The sequence below is a fragment of the Kitasatospora sp. NPDC058063 genome (assembly GCF_042885395.1).
GTDB lineage: Bacteria > Actinomycetota > Actinomycetes > Streptomycetales > Streptomycetaceae > Kitasatospora > Kitasatospora lactacystinica.
The window spans coordinates 235,799-249,951 of record NZ_JBHVSD010000002.1 but is presented as its reverse complement, the minus strand read 5'-3'; the positions used below and the strand labels follow the sequence as shown (position 1 = coordinate 249,951).

Genomic DNA, 14,153 nt, shown 5'->3' with positions numbered 1-14,153 from the left:
GGCGATGCTGTCAGACGCCTCGGACAGCGCTTGCCCGGGGCCGTCAGAGCCAGACCGGTTCGTCCGTCCCCCAGCGCCCCGGCGGGCGCGACCAGTCGGCGGGCGCCCCCTCGTACCCGATCGGCGGCAGGGCGTGACGCAGCCGCCCGTACGCGGAATCGGTCTCGGCCAGCCATCGGGAGGGGTCGTACGGCTCGGGCGAGGCTCCCTGCGGGGTTTCCGGTTCGATGCCGTGCAGCAGCCAGGAGGCCGTGCCGGCGAGGGAGAAGCGCAGGTGGCGGCCACCGGGGCGGCGGGTGCGCTGGTCGGTGAGGGCGCGCAGGACGGCGGCGGCGATGAGGTAGCCGGTGCCGTGGTCGAGGGCCTGGGCGGGCAGCACGCCGGGACGGCCGGCCGGGGCGGCCTCGTGCCCGGAGCCGGAGCCGGAGCCAGAGCCAGAGCCGGATGCTGAGTCCGAGGCGGAGACGGGAGCGGGAGTGGACTCGTGGGCGGCGATGCCGACGCCCGCCTGGACCAGGCTGTCGAAGCCGCGCCGTCCGGCCCAGGGGCCGGTCCAGCCCCAGGCGCAGAGCTGGGCGAGGATCAGGTCCGGGCGGCGGGCGAACAGCGCGTCGGGGCCGAGGCCGTGGGCGTCGAGGGCGCCGGGGCGGTAGGCCGTGACGACGACGTCGGCGGTGGTGAGCAGTTCCTCGAAGACCGCACGGTCGGCCGGCACGGCGAGGTCGAGCCGGGTGGAGCGCTTGCCGAAGCCGGTGTCGGCGTGGGCGTCGTCGGCCTCCGGCAGGCGGGGCGAGTCGACGCGCAGGACGTCGGCACCGAGCAGGGCGAGGGTGCGGGTGGCGACCGGCCCGGCGATCACCCGGGTGAGGTCGAGGACCCGTACCCCGGCGGCGGGCCGGTCCACGGGGGCCTCGCCGAGCGGACGGACCGGCGCGGTCCTGGCGGCGGCACCGAGGTCCCGGTGTTCCACGAGGGGGTGCACGGCCGGGCTCACCGGCGCGACGGCAACCGCGAGCGCTCCCGCCTCGTACGCGCGCTCCTGGATCCGCTCGGCCGGCAGTCCGCCGAGCGTCTCGGCGAGTTGCTCGGGCCCGGCATCGGCGGCGAGGCCGAGCGCGGAGAGCAGCCGGGTGCGGTGGTGCGGGTAGTTGGCGTGGGTGCGCACCCAGCCGTCGGCGGTGCGCCAGAAGCCGGAATGCGGGGCGAAGGTGACGGGCGTACGGCCGTCGACCGTCAGGTGCCGCTCGCTGACGAAGGCGGTGGCGACCGCGCCCTGGTCGACCCGGACCGCGGGGACGGCCGGGACCGCCGGGGCGACCGGAACCGCCGCGCCACCGCGGTGGGCGGCGAGCTCGGCGGCGGCCAGCGAGCAGACCGCCACGGTCGCACGGGCGAGCCGGCGCACCGGCAGACCGGAGGGCAGGACGTCGTCCGGCCCGTGGAAGGTCACCCGTTCCAGCAGTTCGGGCGGTCCGCCGAGAGCCGCCCAGGCGTGGGCCGTGGGGCCGTCGACGGCACCGGAGGTTCCGGTGGGTCCGGTGGGTCCGGTGGGTCCTGCTGGCAACGGACGATCGGTCATGCCCCGCATTGTGCTCCGGTTTTCAGGCGGTCGCCGTGACGCCCGCCACCAACATCAGCAGGACCGCCGAGACCACGGTCATCCGACGGGCCGCCTGCGGGGTGCCACCGAACCGGCCGCCGAGCCGTCCACTGGCGTGCGCGACCAGCCCGTACACCACCGCGCAGGCCAGCACGTTGAGCGAGCCGAGCGCGAGCACCTGCCCGCCGACCGGCAGTGCGGCGCCCGGATCCACGAACTGCGGTACCAGGGAGAGGTAGAGCAGCAGGCCCTTGGGGTTGAGCAGCGCGGTCAGCATGCTCTGGCGCAGCACCGTCGCGGTGGGCTGCGGCTTGGGCGCGGCCAGGGCGGCGGCGCCCCCGCCCTTGCGCAGCGCCAGCAGCATCATGACGGCCAGCACCAGCAGGTACGCGGCGCCGGTGAGGCGCAGCACCGGCAGGGCGGCCGGGACGGCGCGCAGCGCGGCGGCCAGGCCGGCGCTGGAGAGCAGGGTGTGGACGGCGTACCCAGTGCAGACCCCGCCGACCGCGATCAGTGCGGCATGGCGTCCCTGGCCGAGGCCTCGGGCGGCGATGTAGAGCCAGTCGGGGCCCGGGGTGCAGACCAGCAGCAGGTCGACTCCGAGGAAGAGGAGGAGGGCGTGGGTGTCCATGGGCGTGGCGTGGCCTGTCGTGCTCGTCGCGGTGTGGGCCCGGCGGGTCGGCCGGGAGGTGCCCCGGCGATCGGCCGGGGTTGTTCCGGCGATCGGCCGGAGGACTCCCGGCGGTCGGCCGGAGTGCGCCGGTGGTGGGCCGGGAAGGCCCGGTGGCCGGTGCGGTCACTGAAGGTAGCCGGGCAGGGCTGGCACGCGATGGCGACTTCCCGCTGGTCGGAGCCGCCTTTTGGCAGAATGTTGCGCCATGGACCGAATCGACCGCAGAATCCTCCGCGAGCTCCAGCAGGACGGGCGTCTGACCAACACCGAGCTGGCCTCCCGGGTGGACCTCACCCCCTCCCCCTGCCTGCGCAGGGTGCGCCAACTGGAGCAGGACGGCGTGATCCGCGGCTACCGGGCGGTGCTGGACGGCGCGGCGGTCGGACGCGGATTCCAGCCCTTCGTGACGATCACCATGCGTCACGAGGACCAGGTGACGGTCGCCGAGTTCGAGCGCCGGGTGGCCGAACTGCCGGAGGTGGTGGAGGCCCACCGGCTGTTCGGCGAGCCCGACTACCTGCTGCGGATCGCCGTGGCCGACATCGCCGCGTACGAGCGCTTCATCACCGACGTGCTCTCCGGCCTGCCGGGCATCGCGCAGGTCAACTCGCACCTGACGATGAAGCAGGTGAAGGCCGACCGGGGGCTGCCGGTCGGCGGGTAGGGTGCGAACCGGGGGCCCGTACGACCGTCCGTACGGGGGCAGAGCGACGCACCGCGACATGGGGGCTGAATTGCGCGTGATCCGCCGTCTCGACCTGGGCTACATCGTCCGGCCGGCCGCCGAGGCGGGCGGCCCGGAGCCGCGCGTGGAGCCGGTGCTCGCGTACCTGGTCCGACGCCCGGAGGGGCTGCTGCTGTTCGACACCGGGATCGGTGGCGGCGAGCCGGAGACCGAGGCGCACTACCGCCCGGTCCGCCGCCCGCTGCCGGAGGCGCTCGCCGCGGCCGGGGTCGCCGTCGGCGACATCGACCTGGTGGTCAACTGCCACCTGCACTTCGACCACTGCGGCGGCAACCCGCTGTTCGCCGGCACCCCCGTCCTGGTCCAGGCGGAGGAGCTGGCCACCGCCCGGCGCGGCGGGTACACCATCGACGCGCTGGTCGACTTCCCCGGCGCCGAGTACCGCGAGCTCGACGGCGAGGCCGAGGTCTGGCCGGGCGTGCGGGTGCTGCCCACCCCCGGCCACACCGGGGGCCACCAGTCACTGCTGATCGACCGCCCGGGCGGCGGCCCGGTCCTGCTGGCCGGGCAGGCGTACGACTTCGCCTCCCAGTACGGGCAGGCGATGCTCGCCCGGCGGGCGGCGCGCGAGGGCCTGGCCGCACCACTGCCCGGGTACCTGGCCTGGCTCGACCGGATGGCGGAGCACGAGCCGCACCGCGTGCTGTTCGCGCACGACCACGCGGTCTGGGAGGCGACCGACTAGCCGGGTGCGGGAGCGCCGGCCGCTCCAAGGGGGGGTCGGATCGATCGGAGGATTCGGGTCGACCCGAAGGTTCAGGTCGGCCTGAAGGTCCAGGCCGACCTGACGGACGGGTCGGGGCCGCCCGGGGATCAGAAGGTGAAGCGCAGCGAGCGGACCCGGTGGTCGAAGCTGGACGGCACGAGCTGCGGCTCGCCGACCGACCGCACCTCGGGCAGGCGGGTGAACAGCTCGCGGAACAGCGCCGTCATCTCCTGCCGGGCCAGGTGCGCGCCGAGGCAGTAGTGCGGACCGCCGCCACCGAAGCCGAGGTGGGGATTGGGCGTGCGGGTGATGTCGAAGGCGTCCGGGTCGGGGAAGACCTCCTCGTCGCGGTTGGCCGAGCCGTAGAACAGCGCGACCTTCTCGCCGGCGCGCAGCAGCGGCCCGCCGGATCCGCCCAGTTCGTGGTCGACGGCGAGGGTCCGGTTGAACTGGATGATCGGCGTGGAGTGGCGGACCATCTCGTCCACCGCGCCGCCGAGCAGCCCGTCGAGGTCGGCGAGCAGCAGGGCGCGCTGCTCGGGATGGACGGTCAGCAGGTGCAGGCCGTGGGCCAGCGCGTTGCGGGTGGTCTCGACCCCGGCGACCAGCAGCAGGCTGAAGAAGGCGCCGAGCTCGCGCCCGGTGAGCCGACGGCCGTCCACGTCGGCGGTGACCAGCGCGGAGATCAGGTCCTCCTCCGGCCGGCGGCGGCGCCGGCGACCGATCCCGGCGACGATGCCCTGCATCCGGGCGAGCGCCCGCAGCCCGCGCCCGGGCACCCGCAGGCGGCGGCGCAGCGGTCGGGCCACGCCGATGTCCTCGGAGGTGCGGTTGACCAGGTCGAGGATGGTGCGGCGCGGCCGCTCCGGGATGCCCATCATGGTGCAGATCACCTGGAACGGGAGCTCGGCGGCGACCGCGGTCACGAAGTCCTCCGGCCGCTCCCGCTCGATCCGGTCGACCAGCTCGGTGCTGATCCGCCGGACGTCCTCCTCGACCCGGTCGAGCAGCCGCGGGGTGAACGCCCGCGAGACGATCCGGCGCAGCTGGGCGTGACGGGGATCGTCCAGGTTGACCATCGAGTCGCCGAACAGCAGCCGGACCCAGCGCGCCGGGACGGGGGTGGTCACGCCGGGACCGCTGAGGAAGACGGCGGGGGTGCGGCTGGCCTCGACCACGTCGGCGTGGCGGACCAGGGCGTGGAAGCCCCGGCCGGACGCTCGGTCGCCGAAGAACACCGGGGCGGGGCGGCTGCGCAGCTCGGCGAAGGCGGCGGCGCGGTCGGGGGCCGGCAACTGCCAGAAGCGGGCGTCGGCGAGGTCTGTGGACCCGGGTGCGGCAGCGACCTCGGCCGGGGCGGGGGACTCGGCCGCGTCCGCGGAGCCGGGCGGAGTGGAGGGCTCGGCCGAGTCTGCGGGGTCGGACGCGTCGGCGGGGTCGGCGACCTCCGGCGAGTCGTTCTGCTCGGCGGGTTCGGCGAGTTCGGCGGGGGCAGCGGGTTCGGCGGGGGCAGCGGCCTCGGGCTGCTCGGCGGCTTCGGCCGGTTCGGCGGCCTCGTTCTGCTCGGCGGCCTCGGCGCGCTCGGCAGGCTCGGTCGTCCCGACGCGCTCGGCAGGCTCGGTCGTCTCGGCGGGGGCGACGGATTCAGCAGGTTCGGCGGTTGCGGCCGATTCGGCGGCTTCGGCCCGCTCGGCGGGTTCCTCGGCTTCGGCCGGAGCCGCCTCGGTCGGCGCCGCCCCTCTCGGGGCCGTCGCCTGCTGCGGGACGGTCGGCTCCGTGGGGGCAGCGGACTCGGCACTGTCGGCAATGGGCGCCGAGGTATCCGTCGGGGTCTCCAAGGCCGGACCTCCCTGCTTCTGAACGACGTCGTCCCGATACGCACCGTACTGGGTGCTGCACATTAAGTGAGTATGGAATGGGCGCTGTCAAACCGCCCCGATGGTCGTACGAGTGATGGCTCGGTTCGGCGCGCCGGGCCGATGGGCCGGGCCGGGCGGCGGTCCGGCGGGCCGCGGGGCGAGCGGCCGGGCATGGTCTCACGGCACAGAACCGGCCATGACCGGAGGGTGCGGTACGGGCCGGGCAGGGTGGGTGCGACGATGAGTGCCATCGTGATGACCGACCGGATCCGCCTGCTGCGCGCCGTGGTCTTCGCCGCGCTGTGCGTAGCGATGGCCGCCACCGCGCACGTCGCCATGGCCGGGCCCGGGGTCTCGCCGAGGGTGCTGGCCGGTGGGTTCGCGGCGGTCCTCGGGCTGACCTGGCTGCTCGCCGGAAAGCGGCGCGGACTCGGGGTGATCAGCCTCTGGATGGTCGTGGCGCAGACCGCGCTGCACCAGCTGTTCGAACAGGCCGGGGCGTTCTCCCGAGGGGGCGGCGGCCTCGGCCGACTCGCCACCACGGATTGGGCCGCCCTTCTGCTCTGCAACCCGGACCGGGCGCCCGGCGGGCTCTCCCCGGTCGAGCTGGCACGGATGGCCGGCATCGACCCGGACGTCCCGCCGCTCACCGGCAGCCTGCGGCCGACGGCGGGAACGCACCACGGGGCGCCGGGCCCGACGGGCGTGCACCCCGAGCTGTCCGGGACGACCGGGATGGCAGGCACGACCGGCATGCCCGCGGGGCCGCACGCGATGCCGGACGGAACATTCCACGGTGACGGGTCGTACGACGCGGCGCAGGTTCTGGTCGGCGGGTCGACGCAGGGGCCGGCGCACGACATGGCGCACGGGATGTCCCACGGCATGTCGCCGGGGATGACCGCCGCCCACGTGCTCGCCGCGCTGGCGTGTGCGCTCCTGCTCTGGCGCGGCGACGCGGCACTGGTCCGGCTCTTCGAGCTGCTCGGCGCGCTCGGCTCGGTGGTCGCGGGGGCCCTGCTGCTCCCGCTGCTGGCACTGTTCGCGCGCCCCTTCGGCCACCGGGCCCCGGCACCGCCCCGCCCGGTCGACGACCGGGCCCGGCCGCCCCGGGCGGTGCTGCTCACGCATGCCGTGGTCCGGCGTGGGCCGCCGGCGTTCGCCCTCGCCTGCTGACGCGCCCGCCGCACCCCTTCCCACCCCGGCCGCCTCCCGGCCATCGGGACTCTCGCGACGGGCAGGTCGCCCTGCCGTACGGCCAGGCCTTGTGCCGTCGTGCCGCCAGGGCGCGGGCCCGCGTCCGCCGCCGCGCCCCCTCAGGGCCGGCGTGCCGCGCGGCTGCCCCCGGACGCCGACGGTGCCGCGCTGCGCGGTGCCGCCCCCGCCTTCCCCTCGGGACCTTCCCATGCCTCACTTCGACGGCGCACCGGCTCCGGCCGGCGCCCCCGTCCCGCCGTTCCCGCCCCTCCGGGCGCCCTGGCCGCGCCTACCGCTCGACGGCCCGCGGACCGCTCGGAGCACGATCTCCCGGCCGGTCCTCGCCGAGGCCGGCCAGCAGCCGGGCCGACCACTCGGGCGAGGGCCCGTCGGCAGCGCCCGCCCGTACCCGAGCGCGCAGCTGTTCGGCCCGGGCCAGCCACTCCCGGCAGCCGTGGCAGCGCGCGACGTGCTTGTCCAGCCGGGCCTCCGGCAGGCCGCTCGGTTCGCCGTCGAGCCGGGCGGACAAAGCTGTCCGAAACTGCGCGCATCTCATATGACCATCGTCCCGCACGGCCGTGATGCCGGGACCGGCCGGGTGGGGGGCCACCGTGGATGACGATCAGCTCACCGCGCTGGCACTGATCGCCCGCTCCGGACGGGCGGCCGACGTCGAGGCCTTCGTCCGGGCGACCCAGCGGGACGTCTGGCGCTTCGTCGCCCACCTGACCGACGTGCAGTCCGCCGACGACCTCGCCCAGGAGACCTTCCTGCGCGCCCTGCGCGGCCTGCCCGCGTTCGCTGGGCGCTCCTCGGCCCGGACCTGGCTGCTGTCGATCGCCCGGCGCGCGGTGATCGACCGGTACCGGATGGCCGCCGCCCGGCCGCGCTGCGCGGCACTGCCGGACTGGCAGGAGGCGGCGGAGCGGCAGGGTGGCACACCGACGGCCGGGTTCGAGGACGGCATCGCGCTCGGCGACCTGCTCGACCGGGTGCCCGCCCAGCGGCGGGAGGCCTTCGTGCTGACACAGGTCGTCGGCCTGAGCTATGCCGAGGCGGCCGAGGTCGCCGGCTGCCCCGTCGGGACGGTCCGCTCCCGGGTCGCCCGCGCCCGGGAGGAACTGGTTGCCCGCCTGCGCGCCGCCGAGGCCGGGGAACTCGCGACCGCCTGCTGAGCGGCGGGAGGACGACGGGCCGTCGGCGGGCGGGCGAGCGGCGAACGATCGACGGCCGACGGCGAACAACCGACAGCGGACAGATAACAGCGAACAGATGACAGATTTCGAAATCTGTCATCTGTTCGCTGAAAGTTGTCACCCGCCACCGCCCTGCGCCGCACCCGCACCCGCACCCGCACCCGCACCCGCACCCGCACCCGCACAAGAAATCCCCCAGGTGTTCGGAACCGGAGCCCCTGCGCCACCGACTGCTGTACCGGACCCCGCCGCCGAGGCGGTGTCCGGTCCGGCAGCACGGGAGACGGAGGGACTTCATGACAGTGCAACCACCCCCGACCACCCAAAATCTGACGAACCATCAACGCGAGCCGGTGGACCGCTGGAGCCTGGTGGTGGCCGCCGGCCTGCTGTCCTTCGTCGCGATGCTCGACATGAACGTGGTCAACCTCGCGCTCACCGACATCGCGGCCGGCCTGCACGTCTCCCCCGGAGTCGCCCAGTGGGCCGCCCTGGGGTACCAACTCCCGCTCGTCGCACTACTGTTGCCCGCCGGGCGATGGCTGGACCAGGTCGGCACCCGCTCGGCCCTGCTGCTCGCCGTCGGCTGCTTCGCCCTGTGCAGCGTGCTGGCGGCCTGTGCCCCGTGGGCCGGGTGGCTGATCGCGGCACGGCTGTTCCAGGGCGCCTTCGGAGCCGTGCTCTTCGTCCTGATGCCGGTGCTCGCCGCCACCTCCGTCCGGCCCGAGCTGCGCGGCCGGGCGATGAGCGTGCCCGCGACGCTCGGTCCGCTCGGCGCCGTCACCGGGCCGGTGCTCGGCGGACTGCTGCTCGACCACCTGGGCTGGCGGGCGATCTTCCTCGTCAAGCTGCCGGTCTGCCTGGCCGCCGTCCTGCTCGTGCGGCGCCACGCCCCGCGCCGCGGCGGGCTGCGGCCGCCCGACCGGTCCTCGCTCGGCGACGCCGCGCTGATCGGCGCCGCCGTGGCCGCCATCCTGCTCGGACTCACCCTGGCCCCGCGGACGCCGCTGTGGCTGCTGCTCGCCCTGCCCGCCGTACCGCTGGTGCTGCTCTGGCTGCGCCGCCCGGGCGGCCGGCCGGTGGCCGAGGTACTTCGGGCCGCCGGGACCGCCGGGGCCAACGCCTCGGTGCTGGCCCTCGCCGCCGGATTCGCGGCCTGCCACTACCTGCTCGCCCAGCACCTGCGCGGACCCCAGGGCGAGAGCGCCACCGCCACCGCACTCACCATGCTGGCGTTCCCGCTCGGCATGGTGCTGGCCGGCCGGGTCGGCGGCCGGCTGGCCGACCGCTGGGGCGCCCGCCCGACCGCGCTCACCGGTGCCGCCGTCACCGCCCTCGGCCTGGCCCTGCTCGCCCCGCTGGACCCGAGCTGGTCCGCCCTCGACATCGCCGCGCGACTCGCCCTCGCCGGCGCCGGGATGGGCCTCAACGGCGGCCCCACCCAGGCCCTGGTGATGTCCGCCTCCCCGCCCGGAAAGCTCGCCACCGCCGGCTCCGCCGTCCAACTCGCCCGCAGCCTCGGCTTCGCGCTCGGCCCGGCCCTCGGCACCGCCGCCGCTCTCGCCGCGCCCCACGACACCACCGGGACGCGCGCCGGGATCGCCCTGGCCGCCCTGGTCGCGGCCACAGCCGTCGCCCTGCTCGCCCTGCACCGCCGCCCCGAGGCCTGAGCACCCCGCACCGCCCCGCATCCGCCCCCGCTCCGGCCCACACCCACAACACGCCATAACACGCCACAACACACCGCATCGCCCCGCATCGAAGGACCCCCCAGATGACCGACACGAGCCCCGACTCGATCACCGACACGGCCACCGCCCCGGCCGCCGCCGACGAAGCCCCGCACTGCCCGTACGGGTACGACCGGCTCCCCTCCCCAGTCCCGCTGTACGGCCCGGCGTACAAGCGCGACCCGTACCCGCTCTACCGGCGGATGCGCGAGGCCGGGCCGGTGCACCGGGTGGAGTTCCCGAGCGGCATCCACGCCTGGCTGGTCACCGGCCACCGGGCCGCCCACGCTGCCCTCAACGACCCCCGCCTGGGCAAGAACCACAGCCTGGGCAACGACAATTGGCGCCGCCTCGCGTCGATCATGCCCGAGCCGCAGCACTCGCAGCTCCAGGTCCATCTGCTCCACCAGGACCCGCCCAAGCACACCTCGATGCGCCGGCTCGTGCTCGACGCCTTCGCCCCGCGCCGGGTGGAGTCGCTTCGACCCCGGTTCCAGGAGCTGGCCGACGCGCTGGTGGACGAACTGCCGCAGTCCGGCGGCGCGGACCTGGTGGCGGGCTTCGCGGCCCACTACCCCTTTCGGGTGCTCTCCGAAGTCATCGGCCTGCCGCCCGAGTTGGCCGAGCGCTTCGACCGGGACTGGGGCAAGGTGGTCCAGCCGGTCGGCCCGCAGGACCCCGGCCGACCGGCGTACGAGGCACGGCTGCGCGGCCTCCAGACGTACATCGCCGATGTCGTCGCCCGCAAGCGCGTCGACTGCCTGGAGCCCGGCTGGGTGGCCCGGGAGGACCTGCTGGGCCGGCTCGTCCACGCCCATGACGCGGGCGAGTTGAGCCGCGCGGAGCTCGACTCGATGGTCTTCCAGCTGCTGGTCGCCGGACAGGAGCCGGTCACCAACCAGATCACCACCATGCTGGTCACCCTGCTGCGCCACCCCGAGCAGCTCGCCTGGCTGCGCGAGGGCGTCGACGAGCCCGGCCGACTCGCCCGGGCGGTGGAGGAACTGCTGCGCCACGACGCCGCGTTCGAGCTCACCACCTGGCGGTTCTTCGCCGAGGACAGCGACCTGTTCGGCACCGTCGTCCCGGCCGGCGACTCGGTGATCGTCTCGCTCTGCGCCGCCAACCGCGACGACGAGCAGTTCCGCGATCCCGACCGCCTCGACCTGGACCGCACCCCCAACGCCCACCTGGCCTTCGGCCACGGCATCCACTACTGCCCCGGCGCCGCACTCGCCCGGGCCGAGCTCCAGGTCGCCCTCGCCACTCTGCTCACCCGGCTGCCCGGCCTGCGCCCGGCCGAGGCGCCCGGCGACGGTCTGGCGAACCTGGCCTGGGTCCCTGCCGTCCTGGCGCGCGGAGTGAACCGGCTGCCGGTCGCCTACGACCGGCGCCGCTGACCCCAGGGCGCCTCGCACCCCCGGGACACATCGAACCCCCGCTCACGCGCCCCCGCTCACACACCCCGGCTCCGACCGCCCGGAGCCCGACACCTGACGCCCGAAGCCGCACCGCACCACCTTCCGTGGAGGACCCCCATGCCGCCCGTCGGCACCGCCCCTGCCGCCATCACCCCTGCCACCGCCGTCACCATCGCCGTCACCACCGCCACCGACCCCGCGGACCGCCCCGCGGCCGAGCGGCTCGCCGCCCGCGTCCTCGGTCTGCTGCTGCCGCACCGCCGGGCCGCGGACCCGGAGTTCGATGCCCGCCCGGAGCACTTCCCGCTCCAGCTGGCCCAGTTGGCGGACTTCATCACCGCCGGCGAACCGATCGTCCTGACCCTGCCCGGCTTCCCCTGCAAGTCGCCGAACCCCGCGAAGGTGCTCGGCCACCTGCCGGACGAGGGCGAACGGCTGTCGCTGACCTTCCTCGACGGGCTGTGCGCCGAGATCGGCCGCCTGTACGCTCCCGGCGCCCGGATCCTGATCTGCTCGGACGGGCACATCTTCGGCGACCTGATCAACGTCCCGGACGACCACATAGACGCGTACTCGGACGCCCTGACCGCCATGATCGCCCGCGAGGGCCTGACCCGCCTCGACACCTTCGACCTGCGGGCCGTCCTCGGCGACCTCCCGTACGACGAGAAGCGCGCCCGGGTGCACGCCCGGTACGCGCCGAGCGTCGAGGAGTTGCGCGAACAGGTGCTGACCGAGGAGGAGACCCTACGGCTCTACCGGGGCATCACCCGCTTCCTCACCGAGGACACCGTCGGCTTCACCGGCACCCGCTCCGCCCTCCAGCGGGAGTGCCGCCGACGCGCCTACGGCGTGATCCAGCGCAGCCGCGCCTGGGGCGAGTTGATCGCCGAGCACCACCCGCGCGCCGTCCGGCTGTCCATCCACCCGCAGCCGGCCGGGGCGTCCAAGTTCGGCATCCGGCTGCTGGCGGCGGCCGACGCCTGGATCACGCCCTGGCACTCCGCGGTGCTCCACCGCACCGGCGGCGAGCGCGAGTTGCTGCGCAACGCGGAGGCCGCGCGGCTCGGCCGGCTGGTCCTGCGGGACGGTCGGCCGAGCCACTACGAGTGCCACTAGCAGGAGCGCCGGTACGGGCTACCGCCCCGGCACGGCCGCCTGCGCCGCTGCCGGGGACCGGTGGTCGAAGGCGATCAACGGATCGCCGGTGAGGGGGTGTTCGACCACCGCCGCCCGTACGCCGAAGACCTCGGCCAGCAGCTCGGCGGTCAGCACCTCGCGCGGTGTCCCGGAGGCCACCAGGGCGCCGCCGTGCAGGACGTGCAGCCGGTCGCAGACCGAGGCGGCGGCGTTGAGGTCGTGCAGGGCGACCAGGGTGGTGCGGCGCTGTTCCCTGAGCAGGGCGAGCAGTTCCACCTGGTGCCGGACGTCCAGGTGGTTGGTCGGCTCGTCCAGTACCAGGACGTCCGGCTGCTGGGCGAGCGCCCGGGCCAGCAGCACCCGTTGCCGTTCACCGCCGGAGAGCTGGGCGAACCGTCGGTCGACGGCCTCGGTCATGCCGACCCTGGTCAGCGCCTCGGAGGTGATCCGGTGGTCCTCGGCGTCGTCGGCCGCGAAGGCCCGCTTGTACGGGGTGCGGCCCATCGCGACCACCTCGCGGACGCTCAACTCGAAGTCCCCGCCGCGCTCCTGGGGCAGTGCCCCGATGTGCCGGGCGGACTGCGCGGGTCGCAGCTCCGCGAGGTCCCGCCCGGCCAGCAGCACCCGGCCGGCGCTGGGCCGCAGGTGCCGGTAGACGGTGCGCAGCAGGCTGGACTTGCCACTGCCGTTGGGTCCGACCAGTCCGGCGATCTCCCCCTCCTCGGCGATCAGGTTGGCCCCGGCCAGCACCGTCCGGCCGGCCAGGGCGACGCTCAGGTCCTCGACGGCGATCCTCAACTGCGCTCCAGTCGTCGGTCCAGCAGGTAGAGCAGGGTGGGGGCGCCGAGGACGGCGGTGACCACGCCGATCGGCAGTTCCTGGCCGTCCAGGGCGGTGCGGGCCACCGTGTCGACGACGACCAGCAGCAGCGCCCCGGTGAGCGCGGACAGCGGCAGCAGCCGCCGGTGGTCGCCGCCGACCAGCAGCCGGCACACGTGCGGCACCATCAGCCCGACGAAGCCGATCGCCCCGGAGACGGCGACCAGCACCCCGGTGAGCACACTGGTGACCACGAAGACCTCGCGGCGCAGCCGGGTGACGTCCACGCCGAGCCCGGCAGCCGTCTCGTCGCCCATCAGCATCGCGTTGAGCCCCCGGGCGCGGGCCTGGAGCAGGGCCAGTCCGAGCGCCACGGCGACGGCGGGGACGGCTAGTTGGGCCCAGACGGCGCCGCCGAGGCTGCCCATCAGCCAGAACAGCACGCCCCTGGTCTGCTGCTCGTCGCGGGTCTGCAGGACCAGGTAGCTGGTGATGCCGCCGAGGAACTGGGCGATGCCGATGCCCGCGAGGACCAGCCGCAGCGGCGAGAATCCGCCGCCGCGCCGGGCCATCAGCCAGACCAGCGAGAACGCGGCGAGCGCGCCGGCGAACGCCGCCAGGGAGACGGTGAGGCCGAGCGCGCTGCCGAAGGAGAGCTGGAGCCCGAGGGTGGCGCCGAGGACGATGGCGGCGACCGCGCCCAGCGAGGCACCGGAGGAAATGCCGAGCAGGTAGGGGTCGGCGAGCGGGTTGCGGACCAGGGCCTGCACGGCGGTGCCGACCAGGCCGAGTCCGGCGCCCACCACGGCCGCCAACAGGGCGCGCGGGACTCGCAGTTGCCAGACGATGAGGTCGCGGGTGCCGGGTTCGGGGGCCCCGCCGGTGAGCCGGCGGGCGACCACCGACCAGACCTCGCCGGGCGGGACGTCCACCGAGCCGAGCGAGACGGCGACGGTCAGAGCGAGCACCAGGGCGACGGCGAGGGCGGCGGCCAGCGGCCCGGCCCGCAGGGTGCGGGCCGGGCGGGCTTCGCCGCGCTCGTTGCGAGCGATGGCCGACGTCACCGG

The 14,153-nt window shown here is 75.2% G+C and carries 13 protein-coding genes; 7 read left to right on the top strand and 6 right to left on the bottom strand.

The genetic code is table 11. The features are described 5' to 3' along the window. Window positions 1-43: 43 nt before the first annotated feature. Window positions 44-1,579 carry a CoA transferase gene (locus ACFVUY_RS04825; RefSeq protein WP_387727373.1) on the bottom strand — a complete coding sequence of 512 codons (1,536 nt, stop codon included), beginning with the start codon at window positions 1,577-1,579 and terminating at the stop codon, window positions 44-46. A 22-nt stretch (window positions 1,580-1,601) separates the two neighbouring features. Beyond that, window positions 1,602-2,231 (bottom strand): LysE family translocator, encoded by a 630-nt coding sequence (locus ACFVUY_RS04820; protein ID WP_387727371.1) that lies wholly within the window; start codon window positions 2,229-2,231, stop codon window positions 1,602-1,604. A gap of 247 nt (window positions 2,232-2,478) precedes the next feature. Here ACFVUY_RS04820 and ACFVUY_RS04815 point away from each other — a divergent pair, with 247 nt between their 5' ends. Next, window positions 2,479-2,937, top strand: a complete 459-nt coding sequence (locus ACFVUY_RS04815) for an Lrp/AsnC family transcriptional regulator (protein WP_316524654.1) — start codon at window positions 2,479-2,481, stop codon at window positions 2,935-2,937. A gap of 58 nt (window positions 2,938-2,995) precedes the next feature. Then, complete coding sequence (locus ACFVUY_RS04810; protein ID WP_387694509.1) at window positions 2,996-3,703, top strand: N-acyl homoserine lactonase family protein; 708 nt, start codon at window positions 2,996-2,998, stop codon at window positions 3,701-3,703. A gap of 128 nt (window positions 3,704-3,831) precedes the next feature. On the opposite strand, the gene ACFVUY_RS04805 is transcribed toward ACFVUY_RS04810, so the two are convergent. Beyond that, window positions 3,832-5,019, bottom strand: coding sequence for a cytochrome P450 (locus tag ACFVUY_RS04805; protein WP_387694523.1), 1,188 nt, complete (start codon window positions 5,017-5,019; stop codon window positions 3,832-3,834). Between the two features lie 804 nt (window positions 5,020-5,823). Here ACFVUY_RS04805 and ACFVUY_RS04800 point away from each other — a divergent pair. Continuing rightward, window positions 5,824-6,759, top strand: a complete 936-nt coding sequence (locus tag ACFVUY_RS04800) for a hypothetical protein (protein WP_387727369.1) — start codon at window positions 5,824-5,826, stop codon at window positions 6,757-6,759. Window positions 6,760-7,069: 310 nt separating this feature from the next. Here the strand turns inward: ACFVUY_RS04800 and ACFVUY_RS04795 are convergent, their stop codons facing one another. Continuing rightward, the gene (locus tag ACFVUY_RS04795; protein WP_387727368.1) at window positions 7,070-7,336 is read right to left on the bottom strand and encodes a zf-HC2 domain-containing protein; all 267 of its coding nucleotides are present in this window, start codon (window positions 7,334-7,336) and stop codon (window positions 7,070-7,072) included. 55 nt (window positions 7,337-7,391) lie between these two features. Here ACFVUY_RS04795 and ACFVUY_RS04790 point away from each other — a divergent pair, with 55 nt between their 5' ends. From ACFVUY_RS04790 to ACFVUY_RS04775, 4 genes are all read left to right on the top strand, one after another. Next, window positions 7,392-7,955: a sigma-70 family RNA polymerase sigma factor gene (locus ACFVUY_RS04790; protein ID WP_387727366.1), complete on the top strand. Its 564-nt coding sequence runs from the start codon at window positions 7,392-7,394 to the stop codon at window positions 7,953-7,955. A gap of 317 nt (window positions 7,956-8,272) precedes the next feature. Beyond that, entirely contained in the window at window positions 8,273-9,646 is a 1,374-nt protein-coding gene (locus ACFVUY_RS04785) for an MFS transporter (RefSeq protein ID WP_387727364.1), read from the top strand. A gap of 104 nt (window positions 9,647-9,750) precedes the next feature. Further along, on the top strand, window positions 9,751-11,106 hold the full coding sequence (locus tag ACFVUY_RS04780; protein ID WP_387727362.1) for a cytochrome P450: 1,356 nt from the start codon (window positions 9,751-9,753) through the stop codon (window positions 11,104-11,106). Between the two features lie 138 nt (window positions 11,107-11,244). After that, the gene (locus tag ACFVUY_RS04775) at window positions 11,245-12,246 is read left to right on the top strand and encodes an L-tyrosine/L-tryptophan isonitrile synthase family protein (protein ID WP_387694503.1); all 1,002 of its coding nucleotides are present in this window, start codon (window positions 11,245-11,247) and stop codon (window positions 12,244-12,246) included. 18 nt (window positions 12,247-12,264) lie between these two features. Here ACFVUY_RS04775 and ACFVUY_RS04770 read toward each other — a convergent pair whose 3' ends face one another. Both ACFVUY_RS04770 and ACFVUY_RS04765 read right to left on the bottom strand, forming a co-directional pair. Then, the gene (locus ACFVUY_RS04770) at window positions 12,265-13,065 is read right to left on the bottom strand and encodes an ABC transporter ATP-binding protein (protein WP_387727360.1); all 801 of its coding nucleotides are present in this window, start codon (window positions 13,063-13,065) and stop codon (window positions 12,265-12,267) included. Then, on the bottom strand, window positions 13,062-14,150 hold the full coding sequence (locus ACFVUY_RS04765; protein WP_387727358.1) for a FecCD family ABC transporter permease: 1,089 nt from the start codon (window positions 14,148-14,150) through the stop codon (window positions 13,062-13,064). Before ACFVUY_RS04765 ends, ACFVUY_RS04770 begins: the two co-directional genes overlap by 4 nt. Window positions 14,151-14,153 lie beyond the last annotated feature (3 nt).